The following is a 21,271-nucleotide window of genomic DNA, read 5'->3' on the forward strand; positions in this document are numbered from 1 at the left end:
CCGCGTGGCGGCCGCCGCCGTACCGGTCTCAGACCACCCTGAGCGGCAGTCGGGCCCGGACGGCGAAACCGCCCTCGGGGGTCGGGCCGGCGTGCAGGGTGCCGCCGAGGTCGTCGGCGCGGGTGCGCATTCCGTGCAGGCCGTGGCCGCCCGAGGGCAGGCCGGGGCCGGCACCTTCCGAAGCCACCGGCCCAGCGAGATCGGTGGGCTGGGCGGGCTGGGCAGGCTCGGCGGGGGAGTTGACCACCGCCAGGCGCAGCCCGTCCGGTTCGACCGCGACCGTGACGGCGACCTCGGCGGCCGGGGCGTGCTTGTGGGCGTTGGTCAGTGCCTCCTGGACGATCCGGTAGGCCGCGTACTGCACCTTGGGCCCGGGTGCGGGCAGCCCGTCGTCCGGGCCGGTGACGGTCAGGCCCACGGCCAGCCCCGCCCGCCGGGACTCCTCGACCAGGGTGGGCAGGCCGCGCAGCGAGGGCGCCTGGTCGGAGGCCGGGGTCAGCACCCCGAGCAGGCCGCGCAGTTCGGTGAGCGCCTGAAGGCCCAGGCCGCGGATCAGGCCGAGGGTCTCCCGGACGGCGGCCGGGTCGTCGGCCCGGGCGACCTGTCCGGCGCCCGCGTGCAGGGTGATCAGCGAGACGCGGTTGCACACCATGGGCTGGCGCATGAGGGGCATGCTGTCACACCCGGGGCGTGCCGGGATGGGGCTCGTGTTCAAGTGGCCGGCATCACCGGCATCCGGTGGTCGGGACGGGACTTGGGGGCTGCTCCGAGGGGAATGGAGCATGGAGTGATGAGTGATCGTTTCTCTGCAGAACCGCTGGCCGTCGAGCGGCTGGAGGAGTACACCCGCGCCGGGCAGGAGGAGATCCTCGGCCCGGGCGAGGACCCGTACGGCGTCGCCTACACCGGGTTGACCTTCCGGCCCAAGGAGATCCACTTCGGCATCCGGGCCGCCGGCGGCCGGCTGATCGCCCACACCGGGCTGCTCCCCGTCCCGCTCACCGTCGGCGGCACCGACCTGGAGGCGGTGGGCGTCGGCGGGGTGTGCGTCGCGGCCGAGCGGCGGGGCGAGGGCCTGGCGCACGCCGTGGTCGGGGCCGCCGTGGACCACGGGCGCGCGCTCGGCTTCCGGTACGCGCTGCTGTTCTGCCGTCCGCCGCTGGCGGTGTTCTACCGGGGGCTCGGCTTCCGCGAGGTGGCCGAGGAGGTGACGGTCGAACAGCCGGAGGGGCGGCTCGCGGTGATGCCGCTGAGCACCATGTGGCGTCCGCTGGCGGCGGACGCCGGGTGGCCGGAGGGGCCGGTGCGGCTGCGGTCACTGCCGATGTGACGGGGTCGGCACCCGATCAGACGGGCGTCGCCTCGCCGAGCGCCGCGTGGGCGACGGCGGCCTCGGCCAGGGCGCGGATCATCGGGTGGGCCCGGGTGCCGTCGCCGGACAGCTCGGGCTGGAACAGCGAGGCGAGGAAGAACGGGTGGCCGGGCAGTTCCAGGACCCGGACCTGCCCGGACTCGTCCGCCCCGCTGAAGCGCAGCCCGTGGGCGCGCAGCCGGTCCAGGTAGTCGGCGTTGAGGCCGTAGTTGCAGTGGTAGCGCTCCAGGCTGCCGGTGGCGCCGAGGGCGCGTTCGGCGAGAGTGCCGGGGGTGATCACGACGGCGCCCTCGTGGCCGACCAGGGAGCAGGCGAGCGGCACGATCACCTGCTCCTCGCGGTCGGGGTCCTGCTCGCCGTGGACGGCCCCGCCGAGGTCGCAGACGTTGCGGGCGTACTCCAGCACCGCGTGCTGGAACCCGGCGCAGGTGCCGAGGAAGGGGATGCCGCCCTCGCGGGCGGTCCGGATCGCGGCCAGGGCGCCCGCCTCGCTGCGGTACGGGCTGCCGGGGAGCAGCCAGATCGCGTCGAAGCCGTCGAGCGCGCCCGGCGCCCCGGCGTCCTCGGTGGGGATCCAGTAGGCGTCCAGGACGAGCTGGTCGCGCTCGGCGAGGGCGTCGAGCAGGCCGGGGACGCGGGCGTGCGAGCGGACGGCGGGGGAGCGGTCGCCGACCAGGGCGATCCGTGGGGTCAGGTAGGTCATGCGGCTATCCTGACGCGGCACCCGATATCAGCGCCAACGATGATTTCTTACCCGTCGATCAGATCGGTTGATGACCACCGTGGATCCGCAGCAGCTGCGCACCTTCGCCACCGTCACCCGGCTGGCCTCCTTCTCCGAGGCGGCCCGGGAACTCGGCTACACCCAGTCCGCGGTGTCCCAGCAGATCGCCGCGCTGGAGGCGGACCTCGGCACCGCCCTGCTGGTGCGCCGACCGGTCGGCCCCACCGTGGCCGGGCGGCGGTTGCTGGAGCACGCCGTCCCGCTGCTCGTCCGGCTGGAGGCGGCGCGCGCCGACGTCGCGCGCCTGGCCGGTTCCCCGAGTGCCCGACTGGTGCTCGGTGCCACCCCGCTGGCGGTCGGAGTGGCACTGGGGCGCGCGCTCGGCGAGGTGCGCCGGGCGTACCCGCAGGTGGAGCCGGTCGTCCGGGTGCTCGCCCAGGACGTGCTGGCGGCCCGGGTCGCCACCGGCGAGGTCGACCTCGCGCTGATCGACGGGCTGGCCGCGCCCAGCGATCCGCTGCCGCTGCCCGAGGTCGGCCCGCTGACCACCGTCGCGGTGGACGAGCGGCCCGTCGCCGTCGCCCTGCCCGCCGGGCACCCGCTGGCCGGCCGCGCCGGGCTCGCCCTCTCCGACCTGTCGGCCGCGCGCTGGCTGGACGCCCCCGACCTCACCCCGACCGCAGACCGGCTGCGCGCCGCCGCCGGCACCGACGGCTTCCGGCCCGCCACCCGGTACCGCGGCACCGATCTGCACGGGCTGCTCGCGCTGGTCGCCACCGGGCACGGGCTCACCCTGCTGCCCGAGCCGGTGGTGGCCGGGGCGCCCGGAGTCGACCACGCGCCGGTCGCCGCGCCCCGGCTGGTGCACCGCACCGAACTCGTTCACGGCAGCCTGCCGGAGGGGCCGGCGGCGCTGCTGGCACGGCTGTTGGTCGACTGAGGCGCGGGCGGATGTGGAGGGGCGGTCACCACTCGTTCACGTCCCGGGGCTGACGGCGGTCGGCATACCGGTGCTGTCATGGGCACAGTCGCCCGGCGATCGGCCGGGCCGGTCCTGGAGAGCGCCCCATGATGTTCCGTCAGCGTCTCACCGTCGTCGCCGCGGCGGCCGCCCTCGCCGCCGCCGGGCTCGCCACCGGCACCGCACAGGCCGCCGCCCCCGCCCCGCAGGGGAAGGCCAAGTCCGGCACTCTCACGGCGAGTTGCTCGCAGGCGTACCTGCCGCTGCCCGACCCGTCCTGCACCCCCGGCGCGTACAACCCGGACGTCACCCAGGCCACCATCGGCCAGACCATCTGCGTCTCCGGCTGGACCGCCACCGTGCGCCCGCCGACGAGCTACACCAACGCGCTGAAGGTCCAGCAGATAGCCCGGTACGGGTACGCGGACACCAACCCGTCGGACTACGAGGAGGACCACTTCGTCCCGCTCGAACTCGGCGGCGCGCCGCGCGACCCGCGCAACCTGTGGCCCGAGCCGCGCTACGGCAACGAGCCCGCGCAGAGCAAGGACTCGGTCGAGACCAGACTCAAGAACGCGGTGTGCGCCCGCAAGGTGACCCTGGCGGCCGCCCGCAGCGCGATCGCCGGCGACTGGACCACGGCGCTCAGCCGCCTGGGGCTCTGACCCGGCGGCAGAGTGATGCCGCCCGGCCCGTCCGGTCCCCTGTGCCGGACGGACCGGGCGGCCGTCTGTGTGGGTGGTGCGGGCCTGCTGGGATCAGCAGCCCGTCGTGCGGATCTAGTAGCAGCCGGGAAGGGCCTCGCAGAGCGCGGAGGTCATGCCGGTGCCGACGTACTTGTCGTCGGGCGCCTTCCAGGCGTCCTTGGGCTGGGCGCCGCCCTTGGTGGTAGCCCAGACGGACAGCTCGCTGACCGTTCCGCCCGCGTTGACCACGTACTCGTGCAGGGTGGCGGTGGAGCCGTCGGCCTGCGGGACCGTCAGGGTGGCGGCGAAATACGGCGCGTCGTCCGCGCTGTTGACCTTCACGGTGGCGCCCGGCGCGGTCTTGGCGCAGTCCTTGACGGCCGTGGCGAGGCGGTCCTTGATGACGCCCACGCTCTGGCCGTTTCCGCTGCTGTGGGTCGGGTCGCCCCAGAAGAAGAGGGTCTGCTGGGCCGTCCAGCGGTCGCCGCCGAAGCCCACCGAGGCCTTGGCCTTGGCGGTGCCCTCGGTGAACAGGTACTCCTCGCCCTTGGGGAGCGGGGAGTGGCACAGCTCCATGCCCTTGAAGCCGACCGCTCCGGTGACCGGCTTGGCGTTGGCGGCCAGCGGGGCGTAGTGGTAGGTCTCGTCCATCGGGATGTTCTTGGTGTCCATCCAGGCCTTGGCCGGGATGCCCTTGCCGTCGGGCTTGGACGTGCTCCCCGTGCTTCCCGCGCTCGGTGCCGTGGTGCCGGTCGCCGTGGTGCCGGTCGGTGCGGGGGCGGCGGTCTTGCCGCCGTCCTGGCCGCTGTTGTCCGGGCCGCAGGCACTCAGGGCGCCCACGCAGAGCAGGGCGGCGGCGGTGGCGGTGACCAGTCGGGTGCTGCTGCGCAACTGACGATTCCTCGCGTGTCCGGTGTCGTGGTTCGGGGCTGGGACCGGGGCCGGCGGCGCTTCGGCCGCCCGTCCTCGCCGCCCGGCCGACCCGTGGCTGCGGGCACTCGACATGGCTGTTCCTCCCCCGTTTCGTGCTGCCGTCAGGCCCCCTGGCTCCGCAGCTCACCGCAGGTCTGAGCGTTGGTCAGACCGGTTACTGCGTCGACGGCGGAGGAAACTTACGCCACGGGGGCGCCGGGAGCAAAGCGGGATTCCTGCCGGGCGCCGGGCGAGTGCGGCAGTTGCAGCGGACCGGTGGGGAACATGTGTGCGGACGCGGCGGAAGCGATGGGCAGGGCGCGGCCGCAGCAGGCGGATCCGCCCGCTCCCGGACACCGCCGGGCCCGGCGCATCCCTTGCCGGGCACGCGCTCCGGCGCTGGATCGTGCCCGTCCGTCACGAGGCCCGCCCGGCCGACCCGGCGGCCGACACCAAGGCTTCCCCCCGGCCGCAATGCCCGTGTGATCCCACCCACGGTCCGGGTCGGCGTGTCCGCTCGGGGTGGCGGTTCCGGTGCGGCTGGTACCGAATCCGGACGGAATCCGTACCGGGCCGTTACGACCGGAGCGGTGTGCCGGCCGTTACGGCTGGGGGTGGGTGCCCGGGACGCCGAGTTGGGCGGCGAGCCAGGGGAGGGCCTGGGTGAAGGTGGCGGCGCCGGTCTGCCAGGTGTGCTTGCCGGAGCCGACGGTGGAGGTGGTGCGGATGCCGTCCCGCTTGGCGGCCGCCTCCAGGGCCTTGGCGGCCTCGATCTGGCCGTGTTCCTCGTCGCCCTGGCCGAAGTAGCCGGAAACGCCCTGGTACTTCGGGTGGTGGGCGAGCACGGTCAGCGGGTCGTGGGCGGCCCAGGCCGCGGCGTCGCCGCCGTACAGCTCCTGGATGGTGTGGTCCTTGTCGCCGATGTACGGGCCCTTGTCGCCGGAGAAGTCGCCGAAGTGGGTGAAGCGGTTGGGGTGTTCGACGACGAGGTCGACGGCACAGGTGCCGCCCATCGACCAGCCGGCCACGCCCCACTTGTGCGGGTCGGTGGCGGCGTTGAAGGTCTTCTGGATGTACGGAGGGACGTCCTTGAGCAGGTGGCTCTCGGAGTTGCCGTGCGGCCCGTCCACGCACTCGGTGTCCACCCGGAAGCCGCCGGTCGCGTCGACGAAGACCAGGATCGGGGCGAAGCCGTTGTGCTTGGCGGCGAACTCGTCGGCGGTCCTGACCGCGTTGCCGGAGCGGATCCAGTTGTCGGGCGCCGCGAACTCGCCGCCGATCATCTCCAGCACCGGCAGCTTGGGCCGGCTCTGGCTGCGGAACCAGGCGGGCGGCAGGTAGACCAGTTCCTGGCGGTGGGCGAAGCCGCTGGCGGTGTCCGGGATGTCGACCTGCACGATGCGGCCGGTCCTGGTCTTGCCGTGGATCGAGCCGAGTTCGGCCAGGGTGATCTGGTCCGGCAGCGGCTGCCCGCTGAGCTCGCCGATCGCGTCGTCGATCGTCGGGTAGTAGCCGGTGGCGATGTTCACGCTGTTCGCGGCGCAGAACAGCGCCAGCAGTACGGTCGGTGCCACCAGCGCCCGCCGCCACCACTTCGCGCCGCGCCAGCCGAAGCCCAGCACGGAGAGCGCCGCGATCGCCACGCCGCTCCACAGCCACACCCCGAACGGGATCGGGTCGGTGATCCCGCCCAGGGTGAGCACGCCGAGGGCGACGACCGCGGTGACCGCCAGCGCCGTCCCGAGCGCGATCGGTCCCCACTTGCGCTGCCAGTTCCGGTCCCGCCGAGCCGCCGTCGTCACGAACAGGGCGAGGGCGGCGGCCTGGACCGTCCAGGGGAACCAGCCGTCGAGCAGGGAGACGTTCATGCGCGGAGGCTAGGCGCGGCGGATGAGAAGGGGGTGAGAAGGCTGACCGTCCGCTGACCGGCTGCTGGGAGTCGGCTGGGAGGGGGTCCGGGGGCGCGGTTCAGACGGAGTAGCGGTCGTGCGGGGTCCCGCGCTCCCAGACGGCCTCGAAGGCGGTGGAGGCCGCCCTCACCACGGCGGGATCCTCGGTGAACTCGTGGCCGGCCCAGGCGCCGTCGCCGGTGAACCAGTGGAAGAGGACCAGGCGGTCGTCGATCAGCCAGAGGTCGTTGCCGGGCAGGGCGAGGTCGGAGGCCAGACGCCGGGGAAGCCAGCGGACCTGCTCCCCGGCCGCGATGTTGGCGGGGGTGAGGGCGTGCTCCCAGCGGATGTAGTCCGTCACGGGCTCGGAGACGATCCGGGCCCGGCGCAGGACGACGCCCCGGGCGACGGTCTCCCGCACGAGGGGCAGCCAGCCGGCCCAGAGGGCGGAGTCGGGATCGAGGTCGACCGCGCCGGAGCGCCTGAACTCCTCGAAGGCGGCTTCCTCGTCGGCGACGCCGTAGACGTCACGCATCTCCAGGTGGACGGCCGTTCGCCGGGCGCCCCTCAGCAGGGCGGAGAAGTCCGGCACGTTCTGCGTCATCGCACACCTCTCACGGGGTGGTGGGCTCGGGATCGTTGCGGCGGACGGAGGCGAGCAGGGCGGCGCGGTCCCGCCACCAGGGCAGGAGCTGCACGACGCCGAACGTCGCCTCCAGGACGAAGAAGAACCACAGCACCCGGGTGGCGCCGTGGGCCAGCGCGTACGCCTGCCACGAGGCGAACAGCGTACGCGCGATTCCGTCCAACAGGCCGTGCAGCGGCAGAGGTTGGATGATCCGAAGGAGCGCCCAGACGATCACGACCGAGCCCATCAGGTTCGCGTAAAGGGTCTGGAACGGGTTCAGGGCGGGGAGGGTGCCCAGCCCGAACCGGGCACTGAGGGAGGACAGCGCGCCGTGCAGCAGCGCGTACGTCCACGGGGTCGCGAATCCCGCCGTGACGACGAGGTCGTACCAGGCGCTGGAACGTACGAGACGGATGTAGGCGGCCGTGCGGGGCGGGGTGAGCGGGTCGGGTTGGCGGGTCATGAGGGAGGCTCCTGCCGGTTTCCGGTGGACGACGGCCTCACGGTAGACAGTGGAGTACTGTCCAAGGTCAAGCCACGGCTCGGTGGGGAGCGGGGCGGCGGATCGTTCGGCGGAGGATCATGAGGATCGGGGAGCTGGCCGCGCAGGCGGGCGTCAGCAGGGACACCGTTCGGTTCTACGAGAGGATCGGCCTGCTCGAAGGGCGTCGGCAGGCCAACGGCTACCGCGACTTCCCGCCGGAGACGGTGACCTGGCTGCACTACGTCCGCACCGCGCAGACGCTCGGCTTCACGCTGGCCGAGATCGCCCAGCACGGCGCGCAGCTGCGCGACGCTCCCGATGGCGCGGAGGCGCTGTCCGCGCTGCTGCGGGACAAGATCCGGATCATCGACGAGCGGATGGCCGAGCTGGCCTCGCTGCGGGCGGACCTGGACGCGCGCGTGGGCACCGGGTGCCCGCTGCGCGGCTGAGCCGGTCGGGTCAGCGGGTGGGGATCCCGGGCGCGGTCCAGCTGGCCAGCACCAGGAGGGACTGGGCGGTTTCGGAGCCCGGTTCGACGTTGTAGACGCACAGGGTCTGCTCCGCGTCGCCGGGGACCTGGAAGGACTCGTAGGAGAAGTGCAGGTCCCCGACGAGCGGGTGGTGGTAGTGCTTGGCGCCGTGGGTGCGGCGCAGCACCCGGTGGTCGTTCCACCATCCGGTGAACTCCGGTGACCTCAGGGTGAGTTCGCCGACGAGGTCGGCGAGCCGGCGGTCGTCCGGGTAGCGGCCCGCTTCGAGTCGGAGCATGGCCACGGTTTCGGCGGCGATCCGTGCCCAGTCGCCCACCCGCTCGCGGGCCCGGGGGTCGAGGAGGTAGTAGCGGGCCAGGTTGCGGTGGGTGGCGGGCAGGGCGTCGAAGTCCGTGAGGACCTCCCGGGCGAGCCGGTTGGAGGCCAGTACGTCGGTGCGGCGGCCCAGGATGAACGCCGGTACGTGGTCGAGGGTTTCGAGCATCAGGTACAGGCCGGGCCGGACCCGCTGGGCCTTGGTGGCGGGGGCGGCGCGGCGAGGGCGCTGGGTGCCGGAGTGCAGGAGGTCGGTGAGGTGTTCGCGCTCGGTGTCGTCCAGGCGTAGCGCGCGGGTGATCGCGTCGACGACCTCGGCGGAGGGGTTGAGGGCGCGGCCCTGCTCCAGGCGCGTGTAGTACTCGGTGCTGACACCGGCCAGGCGGGCCACCTCGTCCCTGCGCAGGCCGGGAACGCGGCGGACGCGCCCGTCGGCGGGCAGCCCGGCCTCCTCGGGGGTGACGCGTGCGCGGCGGGAGCGCAGGAAGCCGGCGATCTCCTTGGTGCGGTCCATGGGTCCATTGTCGGTGTGGTGGGTGGGGGTGTGGGCGCTCTTGGGTGGCCCTGGTGGTACCTGCCTGGGCAGGGCCAGTTATGGCGGTCCAGGGGGATGGTCCGGGGGTTGTACTGGACCTGCGGCCGACGGGGATCGGCCGAAAGCCCCTGGAAGGAAAGTGCCATGCTTACGAACACTCTGTCCCGGCCGCTGACCGGCCGTGTCGCCGTCGTCACCGGGGCCTCCAGCGGCATCGGCGAGGCGTCCGCCGAGAAGCTGGCGTCGCTGGGTGCCCGCGTCGTCGTCCTGGCGCGGCGGGCCGAGCGGCTGGCGGAGCTGGTCGGGCGGATCGAGGAGAACGGCGGCGCCGCGTCGGCGATCGCCGTCGATGTCACCGAGGCGGCGGCTGTGCAGGCGGCCGCCGAGCGGGTGGAGGCCGAGTTCGGCGGGGCCGACCTGCTGCTGAACAACGCCGGTGTGATGCTGCCCGCTCCGATCGAGGAGTTGGCGACCGGGCAGTGGAAGCAGCAGATCGACCTGAACATCACCGGGCTGATGAACGCGATCGGCGCCTTCACCCCGCAGCTGGTGAAGGCTGCGGCGGAGCGCGGGGTGGCGGACCTGATCAACACGTCGTCCATTGCGGCGCAGAACATCTTCCCGAACTTCGCGGTGTACTCGGGGACCAAGGCGTACGTCAGCCACCTGTCGCGCCACCTGCGGGCGGAGCTGGGCGCGAAGAAGGTGCGGGTGTCGGCGGTCGAGCCGGGGATCGTCGGCACCGAGTTGCAGAGCCACGTGACGGATCAGGGTGCGCTGGAGTGGCTGGAGGGGTCGAAGGAGACCGTGGAGTGGCTCACGCCGGAGGACGTCGCGGAGATGGTCGGTGTGATCGCGACGCTGCCGGCCCGGGTGAACCTGCAACAGGTCACCATCATGCCGACGGGGCAGGCCAGTTGAGCGGTGGCGCTGCGGACGTCTCACGGGCGGTGCTGACGAGGCGGCGCAGGGCGGCCTGAGCGGGCGGGCCCCAGGTGGCCTTGCCGCCGGGGCGGTTGTGGCGGCCGGCCTCGCCGACGAAGATGCCGCCGAGGGCCCGGATGAGGGCCCAGCCGCGGGCGCGGCGCACGGTGGCGGGGTCGGCGGCCGGTTCGTAGGCCTGGTGGAAGAGCTCGGCGGCGCCGTCCGGGAGCAGGTTCCAGGCGGCGGCGAGGTCGCAGGCCGGATCGCCCGCGCAGAGTTCGCCGAAGTCGATCACGCCGCAGAGGGCGCCGTCGGCGGTGAGGACGTTGGCGGGGTGGAGGTCGCCGTGGATCCAGAGGGCCGGCCCGGTCCAGGGCGGGGCGGTGACGGCGTCCTCCCAGAGGGTGCGGACGGCGTCCGGGTCGGGGATCAGGCCCAGATCGGTGGCGGTGGCGAGGCCCCCTGTGAACTGCTCGGCGTGCAGGGCCAGTGGACCCCCGCGGTCGTCGCGCCCGGTGGGGGCCGAGGCGGGGGCGGGCCGGTGGAGGGCGGTCAGGAAGGCGGCCAGGCTGCGGGCGGAGGAGGCGGCGCGGGTGACGGGGGCCAGGTCGGCGGGGGTGCCGGGGACCCAGGTGGTGACCAGCCAGGGGTGGGGGAAGCGCTCGGAGGGCTCGCCGAGGCGCTGCGGAACCGGGATTGCGAGGGACAGACCGGCCGGGAGGGTCGGCAGCCAGGTGTGCTCCTTGCGCAGAATGTCCGCTGCCGACTCCGTCGCCCAGGGAACCCGGACGGCGAGGTCGTCCCCGAGCCGCCACATCTGGTTGTCCCAGCCACGCGCCCCGAGGCGGAGGGGGAGGTGGGCGAGGTCGGGATGCTGGTCGAGGAGGAGGCGGCGGATGAGGTCCGCGGTGATCTCGTTCGGCGTGTGGGGCATGGGCGAACGGTAGTTGAGGCAGACGGTCGGGCGTACGGAAACGGGCGGCCCCGCGCGATGCGCGGGGCCGCCCGCAACTACGGTCCAGATCGGCGCATCCCCGTAAGGTGATCTCCTCACGGATAGACCGTGATCACTCCCCGAGAACGCCGACCGGGTTGCCGGGGTCGTCCAGCCAGACCGTGTTCGCCTCCGAGGTCACCGTGAGTCCGTAACGCTCAAGCCCAGGACGTCCGTTGGACAACCACGTAGAGGCGGCGGACTCCAGCTCGGTCCAGAGGTCGCGTGGGCCGTCCTGGAAGGCGCGTGTGGTGCCGTCGTTCCACCTCTCCAGTACGGCCCACGATCCGTCGGTGTGGAGGAACCACTGGCCCGCGACGCGGTCGGTTGCCAGGCGCAGCCGGGTCGTGCCCGGCATGGCGAGTTGGGCGCTCCACAGGAACGTCGGGTCGACCAGGACGTCGGGGCGGATGGCAGTGTCGAGGCCGACGGTGGCGTCGCGAGCCTGAAGGGCGGCGCTCATGAGGGGCCCGATCGCGGGCCGGAGGGTCTCTCGGGAGAGCATGAACGAGACGTCCGAGCCGAGGAATCGGCCCTGCGCTGCGCCGTCGCCGACGTGCAGTTTCACGTAGCCGTAGGCGTCGAAGCTGCCGACCAGGGACACCAGGATTACCGCGCCGGGGAGCGACTGGGCCAGCCATGCGGACGGGACGCGGCTGGGCGAGTACGTTGCGATGATGCGGCCGTACGGTCCGCCGTCCGGGCTGCCCTTGCCGCCGTCGCCGACGACCAGGCGGGGCCGGTAGCCGATGGAGGCGAGCCGTTCGGCGTCTGCGGCGGACAGGACGGCGTCGTGCTCAACACTGGTCACGTGCTGGTCGCCGAGCCGGGCGCACAGGAGCGCGGTGGAGTAGCCGGTGCCGGTCCCGACTTCGAGCACGTTCGTGCCGTCCGGAACGTCGAGGTCTTCGAGCATCCGTACCACGACGCCGGGCAGCGTCGAGGAACTGGTGGGTGTCCCGATGCAGGATCCGCTGTTCGGCAGGGTCGCACCCCGGTCGAGTTGGGTGACCCACGTCGTGTTCTGGTAGGTGAGTCGTAGCCACTTCTGCGCGTCGGCTTCCCGGCTGACCAGGGTGTATCGGGTCATGCCGTCCGGGGCGTCCACGGTGGTGTAGAAGGTTGGCAGGAAGACATGGCGGGGCACTGCCAGTACAGCGTCCCGCCACTGCGGGCTGCGGAGTGAGCCGGCGCGCTCCAGCTCGTCTGCCAGGGCGAGGCGCAGAACGCGCGCCGCTTCTTCGGTCCCGGCCACGCTGTCACTCACCTGTGTTGCCCTTCTCCAGAAGATCTGCGATGGCGCGCGAGATGGGCACGCCGGTCCTGTGTTCGATCCACGACCATTGGCCGTTGGGGTTCACTTCGAGGAAGCGCCATTCCCCGGCCGGCGTCACGATGAAGTCGAATGCCCCGAAGACGAGTCCGAATTCGCGCATGAACGTGGAAACGCGCTCGCGCACCGGGCCGGGTACGGCCGTCGGCCGGTAGGTGAGGCTCTGGTAGTCGGTACGCCAGTCGATGTGGGCGGCCTCCGATCCGGCGTGGATCTCGACGGGGAAGAAGCGGTCGCCGACCACGGTCAGCCGGACCTCGTGGGCCTTGTCGATCCACTCCTGGAAGAGGTGGGCGCACAGGCGTACGGAGTCGTCCAGGTCGGCGGGGTCGATGACGACCGTGTCCACGGGCGAGCCGAGGCTCTTGGTGATGACCGGGGCGTCGAGGTCGGCGGCGAACTTCAGGGCCGCCTCGGGGTCGTTGGTAATGATGCTGCGTGGTGGATCCAGCCCCAGGCGACGGGCGACGGTGAGTTGCCACGGCTTGTGGTTGGCATCCAATTCCCGCGCAGGGTGGTTGATCCATAGGCAGGGAAGGGCGACGGCGACACCGACGAAGCCGGCCCGGGACTGGGCGGCGGCGAACCGCCGCCCGGCCTCGGACAAGCCGTCTGGCAGCCGGAACTCTTCTGGCCTGCGGAAGTACACCGACCGGACACGGGCCAGGTCGAGCGTGCGGTGCCCGTTGTCGAGCAGACCGGCCCACCTGTCCTCCAACGTTGCGGTCAGGATGAGTTCGGTGGGGAACTCGGCGGTGTCGCATCGGAACACGGGGACACCCCGGCTGTTCAGATGCTCAACCACGAGATCCGCAGTGGAGTCGAGCTGGTTCGTGAGAACCAGTACCGCCTCGCCGTCAGGTTCCGTCACCTGGCTCTCCTAGTAGAAGTCGGTGCCTTCGTCGTTCCTGCTGTCGGAGTTGGTGTTGCTGCTGGTCTCGCCGAGGGCGGTGTGTGCCCAGGGATTGCCGTCGGATGTGACGGCGATCTGCAGCCCCTGGTCGTAGGTGACGCTGGTGGTGTCGGCCGGCTCGCTGGTCTGGCGTGCGGCGTAGCGCATGGCGAAGGGCTGCCGTTCCGCGGAGGCGGTGGTCATGGTGCTCTCCTCTCGTGGGTCGAATCCGGTGGTGCTGCCCGCTCGGAGTAGCCGCAGGTGGCGTTTGCGGCCTCTCACTGGGAGACGGTAGGGAGAGAGCGCGCCTGCGGTCGACCAACTTGCTTCAGCTTGCTTGTAATCACCCAAGCGCGTTGATGGCGCTGGTGATGAGCGACCTCGCTTCGGCTCCGTGGACAGCGATGCCGGCCAGTTCGGAGAACGTTCGACTGTACTCGGCGATCTCGGCCGGCTGGGTGATGGTGAGGTGGGCGGAGACGAGCTCGACGTTCACCTGCGCGTCGTCGTACATCGTGAAGGACTCAACCGGCCAGCCGGAGCCTCGGGGTGATCCGAGCGGAATCACCCCGAGGCTGACTGACGGCAGGGCGCTGACGGTGCTCAGATGGCCGAGCTGGCCGATGAGGACGTCCGGGGTGCCGATGACTGTCCGAAGCACCCACTCCTCGACCAGGATGGCGAAGCGGTGATCTCCGCTGTGCAGGACCTTCTGCCGCTCGATCCGGACTGCGACGGCGTCGTCGACGTCGTCGGGAGCGCTGCGCAGTGACACGATCGTATTGAGCACGGCGCGCGTGTATGCGGGTGTTTGGAGCAGCCCCGGGACGACCCAGGATTGGTACATGCGGAATCGACGGGTTCGTTGAAAGAGGGGGCGTACGGACTCCTGGGCCCGTTTGAGACCTGACCGTTCGAGGCGGAGCCATTCGATGTACATGCCCTCGATGTTGCGGGCAGTCGCGATGAGGTCCGCTGCTTGACCGGGGGCGCCGCAGATGGCGGTCCAGGTCCTTATGTCGGCTTCCGAGGGCATCACGCGACCGCTCTGGATCTTGGAGCACTTGGATTCGTGCCACCCAGCAGCTTCGGCCAGCGCTCGCGCGCTGAGTCCGGAATCCCGTCGGATATCGCGCAGACGCTGGCCCAGGGCTTGCCTGGCTTGCTGGACGCTGGATGACGCGGACACGGCTCAGGTCAGCCGGAAGTCCTGGTGAGGTACCGCGCGCGCCCAGACAGCCTCGAACGCCGAGGCGCAGAGACTCACCGTCTGAGGGGCGGCGTTGAATTCGTGTTCCACGAAGTCGCCCTCGCCGCTGAAGTGGTGGATCAGAAGATGCTGCCCGTCGATGAGCCAGAAGTCGTTGCCGGGGAGAGCCAGATCGGTCGCCTGTCGGCGGGGGAGCCATCTGACCTGCTCACCGGAGGCGATGTTGCGGAACGTGATCTCGTGCTCGAACCGGATGTACTCGCTGGGCGGTTCGGAGATGATGCGAGCCCGTCGCACGTCGACTCCGCGGGCGGTGGTTTCCTTGATCAGCTGCAACCAAGGGCTCCACCACGACGAACGGTCCGTCGGATCGTCCCGCCGCCCGCTGAGCCAACGGAGGAACAACGGGTCGTCGCGCATGTATCCGTCGCGCATCTCCAGGTGGAGCGCCGAGCGGGTGCAGCCTCGCAGCAGCTCCTCAAGCGTGGGTGCCGCCGCCACCGTTCACCTCCGGGAAGAACTGCATCATGCGCCTGGGGAATTCGATCACGGTCTCGTGCTCGGGGACGTCCATGTGCGCGAGACGTGCCGGGTCGAGCACCCTCCAGCCCTGGAGGATGTAGTTGCCCGTCACGTCGTCGAAGTAGACGGTCGGGGACTTGCCTTCGGGACTGTCGGGGTCTTGCCCGAGCTTGTGCAGTGCCATGGTGGGCCTCCTAGCGGCCGGAGCCGATTGCCTTGGGCGATCGTTTCGTACGGAGGGCTTCCCGTGCCACGAACTTGCTCGAACTTGCCCGCTCGTAGCCGCGCATCGGTTGTCCTCTCGAGCCGCTTGGACAAGTTCGTTGAACGGGCGGCTCCGCGTGTGACGCGGAGCCGCCCGTGAGAGCGGAGGTCAGAGGGAGCTGGGGAAGTCACCGGCCCGGATGCCGGCCACGAATGCTCGCCAGGCCGCAGGGGAGAAGCCGAGGGCCGGGCCGTGGGGATCCTTGCTGTCGCGGACCGGGATGAGACCGGTGATGCCGTCGGCTACTTCGACGCAGTTGCCGCCTTCGCCGCCGCTGTAGCTGCTCTTGCGCCATGTCAGGTCAGCTGTCATTTCGATATCTCTCCTTCAGTAGCTGATTCATCCACGCAGCGGAATCCTGGGGAGTCATCGCGGTCTTGGCCAGTTGCTCGAAGACGAACTCGTGGCGCGCGATGTCGGATTCCCGCTCCAAGTAGAGGCTGCTGGTCAGTGCTTCGACATAGACGATCTGACCCGGCACGTCCGCGAAGGAGAGAAGGTGGAACGGCATGCTCATCGCTGCGTGAGCGCCAGCGCTGAGTGGCAGTACCTGGATGGAGATGCTGGGCTCTGCTGCGAGCTTCAACAGATGCAGGATCTGCTCGTGCATGACGCCGTGGCTTCCGACCGGGCGGCTCAAAGCGGCCTCGTTGAGAACCGCATGGATCTCGGGTGGGTTCGGTCGGCGGAGAATCTCCTGGCGCTGCATCCTGAGCCGCGACCGTCGACCGATCGTGCCCTCTATGTCGCCGTCCTGTCCGGCGAGGGAGGCACGGAAGATTGCACGAGAGTAGTCGGGCGTCTGAAACAGTCCGGGAATCAACTCTGTCTCGTGGGACCGGATTCGTGCAGCGTCAGCCTCCAGACCGACGTAGGTCTGGAACCAATCCGGCAGTGTGTCGCCGTAGTCGTGCCACCAGCCGCGTTGCGTACTGCGGCGGGTCAGAGAGATGAACTGGCGCAGTTCGGCCTCGTCGCTGACGCCGTACAGTTCGAGCATCGCGCGAACGTCGGATTCCTTCAGCGTCGTCTGACCGGACTCGATCCGCGACACCTTTGTCGCGCTGAACCCGAGCTCGTCCGCAACGGCCTTGGCCTGAAGCCCAGCCCGATCGCGCAATCGTCGCAGCTCGGAGCCAAGCCTACGGCGCAGCACGGTTGGACTGTCCATGCTCGTCGCTCCCTCTTGGTTGACGTCGAGTCACAGTCTGCCACCTCCCCAATTGATCACAAGAGTCTTGCGGCTCTGCGCAATTGCGCGACGATGCGCTTGCGTAACGAAGCCATCGCAGCGCATGCTACAGCGAGTAGCCCTTCGGGTTTCCTGAGTGACCGGAACGGACCTACTGCCGGGCATTCCCTTGCCTTCGCCCGGTCGTCGCATGGCTTCAACCCCTCTCCCTGGAAGGTGACTTCGCCATGTCTCGAAACTCCTCCACCATCTGGCTCCCGCGCAGCCGCCGCTCGCCCGCCATCGCGCGTCAGCGGCTTTCCGTCCTCCTCTCCTCCACTCCGAACGGGGACCGCTTCCTCGACTCCGGGCTCGTCGTCACCACCGAGTTCGTCACCAACGCCGTCCTCCACGGCACCCCGATCGGCCACCTCATCTACTTCGCCCTCGACGTCGACCCCACCCGCCTCCGCATCGAGGTCCACGACGCCCGGGGCGACCGCCTCCCCGCCCTGTCCTCGCCCGGTCTCGACGGCGAGACCGGGCGAGGGCTCCACCTCGTCGACTCCCTCACCAAGCGCTGGGGCTGCTGCCCGCGCCGACCCGTGGGCAAGATCGTCTGGGGCGAGGTGGCCGCGTGAGGGCCGACCACGAGATCCGCGTCGAAGTCCCCGGCGTGAGGCCCCCGTCGGTCCGCACCCTCAGCCCCGACGGCCTCGAATCCCTCTGGAACTCGATCTGCTTCCGCCCGATGTCCCCGCTCCAGCGCGAGATCCTGGAGCGCGCCCTCGCCGGCCCCTGCGCCGAACGCAACGTCATTCGCCACCTCGCCGCGAACCCGTACCTCGCCCTCCCCTTCGGCGACTGCGAGTTGCGCATCAGCTGGGCGAACACTGCCGAAGGGGAGCCGGCGTGATCTACCGCTTCCGCGACTGGTGGTTCCGGCACTGTTCCCGCGCGCCGGTCGGCCGCCTCCTGCGTGCCGAACGGCGGCGCCTGGAAGCGGAGTTGGCGCGTCGGCCGCCCGGCGCCTCCGCTGCGGTCCGCCAACGTGTGCTCGCCGCCGTCCGCGAGTCCGGATCCACCTGATCGCACCGCCTCAGCGTGCTACCTGTGAACGCGTTCAAAGGAGGTGGCGGGTGGCCGCGGTTCCCGCAAGTGCGCGGTGGTTGGCCGGGATGGCGTGTGCGGTGTTCGTGGTGCCGCTGGTGCTCATCGCCGGGGCGTACGGGGTCAGTTTCGCGCTCTTCCTGTCCGCGGTCGGGCTGCTGACCGCCGTCGTCTGTACGGCGCCGGTCTTCTGCCGCCGCGAGGACCGCTTCCGGGTCGCCTGTGCGGCAGCGGGTTTCACCGTCGCCGCCGTATGGGTGCCGCTACTGATCATCGGATTCCTTGCGGTGCTGCCCTTGTGTGGCTGGGTCTGGTGCCTCGCCTACCTCTTCATGCCGGTCGCGGCGGTCACCACCCTGATCGCCGCGTTCCAGCGGGCCCGGGGGCCTGAGTGCGGCCGGACGGCGGTCGCTCCCGGGTGGCTGGCCGCGGTGGCCTCGGTGGCGGGCTGGTTCCCGCTGGTCGAGGCGGCCCATTAAGGGTCGGGAAAACGGCGCGGCGGGCAGTTTTCAGCCGGTTAACGGTGGAGCAAAAATGGTCCGACCGTGATGGACAAACTCTTTTGTGGATTGTCGGCCGATCCTGAAATTATCGCGACAGTGAAAATCATTGCAGATAAGCCATTTTCAACACGTAGGCGTGACGTGCGCGAATCATTGGCTCGCGGGAGTAATCTGCGTCCGACCGGATCTCGGGCTCCATGTGCAGGTTTTTCGGATCGCGCCGATCGTTCATGGGTTCGAGATGTTCAGAATCTCTGAAATGAGGACCCCTATGTCCATTCCCAATGACGACAACATCACCGCCTTCCAGGACAACTGGCGGTTCTGCAACAACTGCTGTTCCCTGTGGTGGAACGGCCGTTCGGACAACGGGGCCTGCCCCTCTCCCAACTCCCCGGACGGGCAGCACCACGGTCAGGGCAGCTGGAACTTCTACCTGCCGGCCAACCCCGACCAGAGCATCTGATCGAACCGGTGGCGGGCGCCGGGTCCGTCGAAATGGAGTGGATCCCCTCGGCCGAATGCGGCCGAGGGGATCCACTCCGTTTGCGTGGCCGATCGGATCGAACTCGCGGCACGCGAACGGCGGGGGAGACCCTTCTCGCCGTCGTGGGTATCTGCTCCGCCACGATTCGCCGATTGCTCAGCGGGTGGCCTCCTGGGCCGGCTGGCGGAGGAGGGCGAGGCGGCTGGCGGTGCGGTCGAGGTCGCGCATGAGGGTCGAGTCGGTGGGGAGGCGGCGAGGGGGTCGGCGCCGATGAGGATCAGGCCGATGTCGCGGTCGCAGCAGACGTCGACCAGATTGGCGAAGCGGCGCCGGCCGTCGGGGGACGCGTCGGTGAGCGGTGGGACGGCGTCCAGGGCGATGGTGGGGAAGCGGTCGGCGACCGCCAGGTAGTCCGTGACGGAGGTGCCGCCCTCGCACAACTCCTGGAAGCCGAACCACACGTGGTCGTCGTGGACGGCCCGGGCCGGCAGCTCACGGTGGTGGGCGACGACCGCACCCGCTTCCGACGGCCGGGGTGGGGTGAGACCGGCCGGGGTTTCGTCGCCGGGATGGAGGCGGGCGCCGAGGGCGAACCCGTGGGCGTCGTCCGGCCGGGACTGCCGCCGGAAGTCGACCGGCCCGGAGACGTCGAGCACGTCCATCCGCTCCTCGATCAGCCTGATCGTCGGCCCGTCGAGGAAGGTGTTCACCAGCCAGCTCTTGCCGCGGCCGACCGGGCCCAGAGGTAGAGGCGACGCGGCGTGCGGCGCAGCCGCCAGGCCGGGTGGGCCAGTTCGCCGGCCAGTCGGCTGATTCGCTCGACCGGGAGTTCCTGGGCGGGGTCGAGCGTGAATCCGTGCTGTTCGGCGGTCCGGTGGAAGTGTCCACGCATCGCCTCGTACTGCTTCCGGGCCCTGTCCGCCACGGGTCCGGACCCTGGCAGGGCGTCGGACCTTCAAGATCAACAGGTGTTCGTCGACGACGATGGGAACGCCGAGCGGGTCCGGCGGGGCGAGCACCCGCCGGACGCGCTCGGCTCGCCGACCCGCTCGGCCCGCTCAGCTCGCGAAGCGCTCGCGCAGGCCGGCGAGGCCGGTGGTGAAGACGCCGTGGACGCGTTCGGTGGAGTCCTTGCGGTGTTCGGCCTCGATGTCGTACCGGACGCTCCACTCCACGAAGCTGGCGGCCAGTTCGGTCACCGGGGTGACCCGCAGGGTGGCGCGGTAGCCGTCGAAGTGGAAGGTGCCGTCGGGGAAGCTGTAGGTGTAGCTGCGGGCCTCGTCGTCGTAGGCGAGCAGCGTCTCGTGCAGGACGACGCCGTCGGGCAGCTCGAAGACCCGGACCGAACCGATCGCGTTGCCCGCCAGGCCGTTGCCGAGCCGGCTGGGCGGCAGGTGGGGGTGCCAGTCGCCGAGGGCGTGGAAGTCCCCGACCAGCTCCCACACCCGCTCCGCGGGAGCCTCCACCACTGTGCTGACTGTCAGGACCGCCATGGTCGTTGCCGCCTTCCGTCCGTTGGCCAAAGCCACTCATTCTGATGTGACATCAGATCACCGCGCCAGGGGACAGGCCGATCGGGGCGGCCCGTAGGATCGTCGATCATGGAACCGAGTACCGGACTGATCGCCGTGCCGCCCGGCCGCGTCATGCTCTCCGACCGCCGTACCCAGCGGACCTGGGGCGTGGAGGTGGCCCCGTTCGAGCTGGCGGTCTGTCCGGTCACCCGTGAGCAGTACGAGGGCGTCGCGGGCGACCGTCGCCCCGCGCACAGCGTGTCCTGGCTGGACGCCGTCCGCTACTGCAACGAGCTGTCCCGGCGCGAGGGGCTGGCGCCCGCCTACCGGGTGGACGGCGAGGACGTCTCCTGGGACCGCAGCGCCGACGGCTACCGGCTGCCGACCGAGGCCGAGTGGGAGCACGCCTGCCGGGCCGGGACGGACGGGCCGCGCTACGGTCCGCTGGACGAGATCGCCTGGTACCGCGGCAACTCGGGCGAGCGCCCGCACTCCGTCGGAGAGCTGCGGCCCAACGCCTACGGGCTGTACGACCTGCTCGGCAACGTGTGGGAGTGGTGCTGGGAGCTGTACGACCCCGAGGTGTACGGCAGTTACCGCGTCCTGCGCGGCGGCGGCTGGTTCGACGAGCACTGGAGCTGCCGCGCCTCCGTCCGCCGCCGCAGCCACCCGACCCTGCGGATCGACGACGTGGGCTTCCGGCTCGCGCGGTCGGCAGGGGCGTAGAACCAGGCGGACACCCGGCGGAACCCCCTCGGCGGTCCGCGCGTTGGCGCCTGCGTGAACGATGAAGCGGTATCCCTGCGTCCGATAGCCGAAGCCGACCTCCCCGCCTTCGGTCGGCTGGTCAACGACCCCGAGGTGGTGGGCGAGTTCCAGTGGTTCGGCTGGCGGGACCCGGAGCGCTTCCGGCGCCGGTGGGCGGAGCACGGGCTGCTCGGCGACGACCAGTGGATCTTCGCGGTCGTGGCCGGCGAAGAGTTCTGCGGCTTCGTCGCCGCCAGGCGGAAGGGGATGCTGCCGACGGCGCCGTACTGGAGCATCGGTATCCAGCTGATGCCGCAGGCACGCGGACGGGGGATCGGCACCGAGGCCCAACGGCTCCTGGTGGACTACCTGTTCGCACACACGCCGACGATGCGGGTGGAGGCGGACACGGACGTCGACAACATCGCGGAGCAGCGCGCCCTGGAGAAGGTCGGCTTCACCCGGGAGGGTGTCCACCGTGCGGTGAACTTCCGGGCCGGGCAGTGGCGCGACGGGGTGTTCTACGGGCTGCTGCGCACCGACCTGAGGCCCTGAACCCGAGGTCCTGAGTCAGAGGTCCTGAGTCAGAGGTCCTGGCTCAA

The 21,271-nt window shown here is 70.9% G+C and carries 30 protein-coding genes; 11 read left to right on the top strand and 19 right to left on the bottom strand.

The window, feature by feature from the left end; translation table 11 throughout:
* Positions 1–28: 28 nt before the first annotated feature.
* On the bottom strand, positions 29–664 hold the full coding sequence (locus HS99_RS21005) for a sensor histidine kinase (RefSeq protein WP_141763777.1): 636 nt from the start codon (positions 662–664) through the stop codon (positions 29–31).
* Between the two features lie 126 nt (positions 665–790).
* On the opposite strand from HS99_RS21005, the gene HS99_RS21010 reads away from it, so the two are divergent.
* A complete protein-coding gene (locus HS99_RS21010) occupies positions 791–1,330 on the top strand; it encodes a GNAT family N-acetyltransferase (RefSeq protein WP_030281822.1) in 540 nt (179 codons plus the stop codon).
* Between the two features lie 16 nt (positions 1,331–1,346).
* On the opposite strand, the gene HS99_RS21015 is transcribed toward HS99_RS21010, so the two are convergent.
* Complete coding sequence (locus tag HS99_RS21015; protein WP_030281820.1) at positions 1,347–2,075, bottom strand: CTP synthase C-terminal region-related (seleno)protein; 729 nt, start codon at positions 2,073–2,075, stop codon at positions 1,347–1,349.
* Between the two features lie 70 nt (positions 2,076–2,145).
* On the opposite strand from HS99_RS21015, the gene HS99_RS21020 reads away from it, so the two are divergent.
* Positions 2,146–3,036 (top strand): LysR family transcriptional regulator, encoded by an 891-nt coding sequence (locus HS99_RS21020; RefSeq protein WP_305953119.1) that lies wholly within the window; start codon positions 2,146–2,148, stop codon positions 3,034–3,036.
* Between the two features lie 128 nt (positions 3,037–3,164).
* The gene (locus HS99_RS21025; protein ID WP_030281817.1) at positions 3,165–3,722 is read left to right on the top strand and encodes a hypothetical protein; all 558 of its coding nucleotides are present in this window, start codon (positions 3,165–3,167) and stop codon (positions 3,720–3,722) included.
* A 114-nt stretch (positions 3,723–3,836) separates the two neighbouring features.
* Here HS99_RS21025 and HS99_RS21030 read toward each other — a convergent pair whose 3' ends face one another.
* The 4 genes from HS99_RS21030 to HS99_RS21045 form a co-directional block, all read right to left on the bottom strand.
* Positions 3,837–4,634, bottom strand: coding sequence for a hypothetical protein (locus HS99_RS21030; protein WP_030281815.1), 798 nt, complete (start codon positions 4,632–4,634; stop codon positions 3,837–3,839).
* Between the two features lie 623 nt (positions 4,635–5,257).
* Entirely contained in the window at positions 5,258–6,523 is a 1,266-nt protein-coding gene (locus HS99_RS21035; protein WP_030281813.1) for an alpha/beta hydrolase, read from the bottom strand.
* A gap of 100 nt (positions 6,524–6,623) precedes the next feature.
* Entirely contained in the window at positions 6,624–7,148 is a 525-nt protein-coding gene (locus tag HS99_RS21040; protein ID WP_030551182.1) for a DUF6879 family protein, read from the bottom strand.
* A gap of 10 nt (positions 7,149–7,158) precedes the next feature.
* Positions 7,159–7,635 carry a hypothetical protein gene (locus HS99_RS21045; RefSeq protein WP_046387154.1) on the bottom strand — a complete coding sequence of 159 codons (477 nt, stop codon included), beginning with the start codon at positions 7,633–7,635 and terminating at the stop codon, positions 7,159–7,161.
* Positions 7,636–7,754: 119 nt separating this feature from the next.
* Here HS99_RS21045 and HS99_RS21050 point away from each other — a divergent pair, with 119 nt between their 5' ends.
* Complete coding sequence (locus HS99_RS21050; protein WP_030281806.1) at positions 7,755–8,105, top strand: MerR family transcriptional regulator; 351 nt, start codon at positions 7,755–7,757, stop codon at positions 8,103–8,105.
* Positions 8,106–8,115: 10 nt separating this feature from the next.
* Here the strand turns inward: HS99_RS21050 and HS99_RS21055 are convergent, their stop codons facing one another.
* The gene (locus tag HS99_RS21055) at positions 8,116–8,976 is read right to left on the bottom strand and encodes a helix-turn-helix transcriptional regulator (RefSeq protein WP_030551180.1); all 861 of its coding nucleotides are present in this window, start codon (positions 8,974–8,976) and stop codon (positions 8,116–8,118) included.
* A 165-nt stretch (positions 8,977–9,141) separates the two neighbouring features.
* Here HS99_RS21055 and HS99_RS21060 point away from each other — a divergent pair, with 165 nt between their 5' ends.
* Positions 9,142–9,918 carry an SDR family oxidoreductase gene (locus HS99_RS21060; protein WP_030281802.1) on the top strand — a complete coding sequence of 259 codons (777 nt, stop codon included), beginning with the start codon at positions 9,142–9,144 and terminating at the stop codon, positions 9,916–9,918.
* Here the strand turns inward: HS99_RS21060 and HS99_RS21065 are convergent.
* From HS99_RS21065 to HS99_RS21105, 9 genes are all read right to left on the bottom strand, one after another.
* Positions 9,893–10,855 carry an aminoglycoside phosphotransferase family protein gene (locus HS99_RS21065; protein ID WP_050366836.1) on the bottom strand — a complete coding sequence of 321 codons (963 nt, stop codon included), beginning with the start codon at positions 10,853–10,855 and terminating at the stop codon, positions 9,893–9,895. The two genes, HS99_RS21060 and HS99_RS21065, sit on opposite strands and share 26 nt — an antisense overlap.
* A 133-nt stretch (positions 10,856–10,988) precedes the next feature.
* Positions 10,989–12,182, bottom strand: coding sequence for a methyltransferase domain-containing protein (locus HS99_RS21070; RefSeq protein WP_051835476.1), 1,194 nt, complete (start codon positions 12,180–12,182; stop codon positions 10,989–10,991).
* Positions 12,175–13,119: an ATP-grasp ribosomal peptide maturase gene (gene tgmB / locus HS99_RS21075; protein WP_030281795.1), complete on the bottom strand. Its 945-nt coding sequence runs from the start codon at positions 13,117–13,119 to the stop codon at positions 12,175–12,177. The genes HS99_RS21070 and tgmB overlap by 8 nt, the downstream gene beginning before the upstream one ends.
* 9 nt (positions 13,120–13,128) lie before the next feature.
* Positions 13,129–13,344 carry a putative ATP-grasp-modified RiPP gene (tgmA, locus tag HS99_RS21080; RefSeq protein WP_030281793.1) on the bottom strand — a complete coding sequence of 72 codons (216 nt, stop codon included), beginning with the start codon at positions 13,342–13,344 and terminating at the stop codon, positions 13,129–13,131.
* A gap of 139 nt (positions 13,345–13,483) precedes the next feature.
* On the bottom strand, positions 13,484–14,329 hold the full coding sequence (locus HS99_RS21085) for a helix-turn-helix domain-containing protein (protein WP_030281791.1): 846 nt from the start codon (positions 14,327–14,329) through the stop codon (positions 13,484–13,486).
* Positions 14,330–14,332: 3 nt separating this feature from the next.
* Positions 14,333–14,851, bottom strand: coding sequence for a DUF6879 family protein (locus HS99_RS21090; RefSeq protein WP_030281788.1), 519 nt, complete (start codon positions 14,849–14,851; stop codon positions 14,333–14,335).
* Entirely contained in the window at positions 14,829–15,056 is a 228-nt protein-coding gene (locus tag HS99_RS21095) for a hypothetical protein (RefSeq protein ID WP_030281786.1), read from the bottom strand. The genes HS99_RS21090 and HS99_RS21095 overlap by 23 nt, the downstream gene beginning before the upstream one ends.
* Positions 15,057–15,245: 189 nt before the next feature.
* Positions 15,246–15,449: a DUF397 domain-containing protein gene (locus HS99_RS21100; RefSeq protein ID WP_043388336.1), complete on the bottom strand. Its 204-nt coding sequence runs from the start codon at positions 15,447–15,449 to the stop codon at positions 15,246–15,248.
* The gene (locus HS99_RS21105) at positions 15,439–16,308 is read right to left on the bottom strand and encodes a helix-turn-helix domain-containing protein (protein ID WP_030551173.1); all 870 of its coding nucleotides are present in this window, start codon (positions 16,306–16,308) and stop codon (positions 15,439–15,441) included. Before HS99_RS21105 ends, HS99_RS21100 begins: the two co-directional genes overlap by 11 nt.
* Positions 16,309–16,556: 248 nt before the next feature.
* Between HS99_RS21105 and HS99_RS21110 the strand changes: the two genes are divergently transcribed.
* The 4 genes from HS99_RS21110 to HS99_RS21125 all read left to right on the top strand — a co-directional run bounded on the left by HS99_RS21110 (position 16,557) and on the right by HS99_RS21125 (position 18,387).
* Positions 16,557–16,949 (top strand): ATP-binding protein, encoded by a 393-nt coding sequence (locus tag HS99_RS21110; RefSeq protein WP_030551171.1) that lies wholly within the window; start codon positions 16,557–16,559, stop codon positions 16,947–16,949.
* A complete protein-coding gene (locus tag HS99_RS21115; RefSeq protein ID WP_030551169.1) occupies positions 16,946–17,224 on the top strand; it encodes a hypothetical protein in 279 nt (92 codons plus the stop codon). Before HS99_RS21110 ends, HS99_RS21115 begins: the two co-directional genes overlap by 4 nt.
* Before the next feature lie 223 nt (positions 17,225–17,447).
* On the top strand, positions 17,448–17,897 hold the full coding sequence (locus HS99_RS21120; RefSeq protein ID WP_141763778.1) for a hypothetical protein: 450 nt from the start codon (positions 17,448–17,450) through the stop codon (positions 17,895–17,897).
* A 295-nt stretch (positions 17,898–18,192) separates the two neighbouring features.
* Positions 18,193–18,387 carry a hypothetical protein gene (locus HS99_RS21125; RefSeq protein WP_030551160.1) on the top strand — a complete coding sequence of 65 codons (195 nt, stop codon included), beginning with the start codon at positions 18,193–18,195 and terminating at the stop codon, positions 18,385–18,387.
* On the opposite strand, the gene zapE is transcribed toward HS99_RS21125, so the two are convergent.
* The 3 genes from zapE to HS99_RS21135 form a co-directional block, all read right to left on the bottom strand.
* Positions 18,354–19,118, bottom strand: a complete 765-nt coding sequence (zapE, locus tag HS99_RS21130) for an AFG1/ZapE family ATPase (RefSeq protein WP_050366837.1) — start codon at positions 19,116–19,118, stop codon at positions 18,354–18,356. The two genes, HS99_RS21125 and zapE, sit on opposite strands and share 34 nt — an antisense overlap.
* On the bottom strand, positions 19,115–19,333 hold the full coding sequence (locus HS99_RS46850) for a hypothetical protein (protein ID WP_030551158.1): 219 nt from the start codon (positions 19,331–19,333) through the stop codon (positions 19,115–19,117). The genes zapE and HS99_RS46850 overlap by 4 nt, the downstream gene beginning before the upstream one ends.
* A 133-nt stretch (positions 19,334–19,466) precedes the next feature.
* Positions 19,467–19,901, bottom strand: coding sequence for an SRPBCC family protein (locus tag HS99_RS21135; RefSeq protein ID WP_030281775.1), 435 nt, complete (start codon positions 19,899–19,901; stop codon positions 19,467–19,469).
* Between the two features lie 108 nt (positions 19,902–20,009).
* Between HS99_RS21135 and HS99_RS21140 the strand changes: the two genes are divergently transcribed.
* Together HS99_RS21140 and HS99_RS21145 are read left to right on the top strand one after the other, a co-directional pair.
* On the top strand, positions 20,010–20,648 hold the full coding sequence (locus tag HS99_RS21140; RefSeq protein WP_030281773.1) for a formylglycine-generating enzyme family protein: 639 nt from the start codon (positions 20,010–20,012) through the stop codon (positions 20,646–20,648).
* A 54-nt stretch (positions 20,649–20,702) separates the two neighbouring features.
* Positions 20,703–21,224 carry a GNAT family N-acetyltransferase gene (locus HS99_RS21145; protein ID WP_030551156.1) on the top strand — a complete coding sequence of 174 codons (522 nt, stop codon included), beginning with the start codon at positions 20,703–20,705 and terminating at the stop codon, positions 21,222–21,224.
* Positions 21,225–21,271: the final 47 nt, after the last annotated feature.

The sequence above is a fragment of the Kitasatospora aureofaciens genome (genome assembly GCF_001188955.3).
Classification (GTDB): Bacteria; Actinomycetota; Actinomycetes; order Streptomycetales; family Streptomycetaceae; genus Kitasatospora; species Kitasatospora aureofaciens.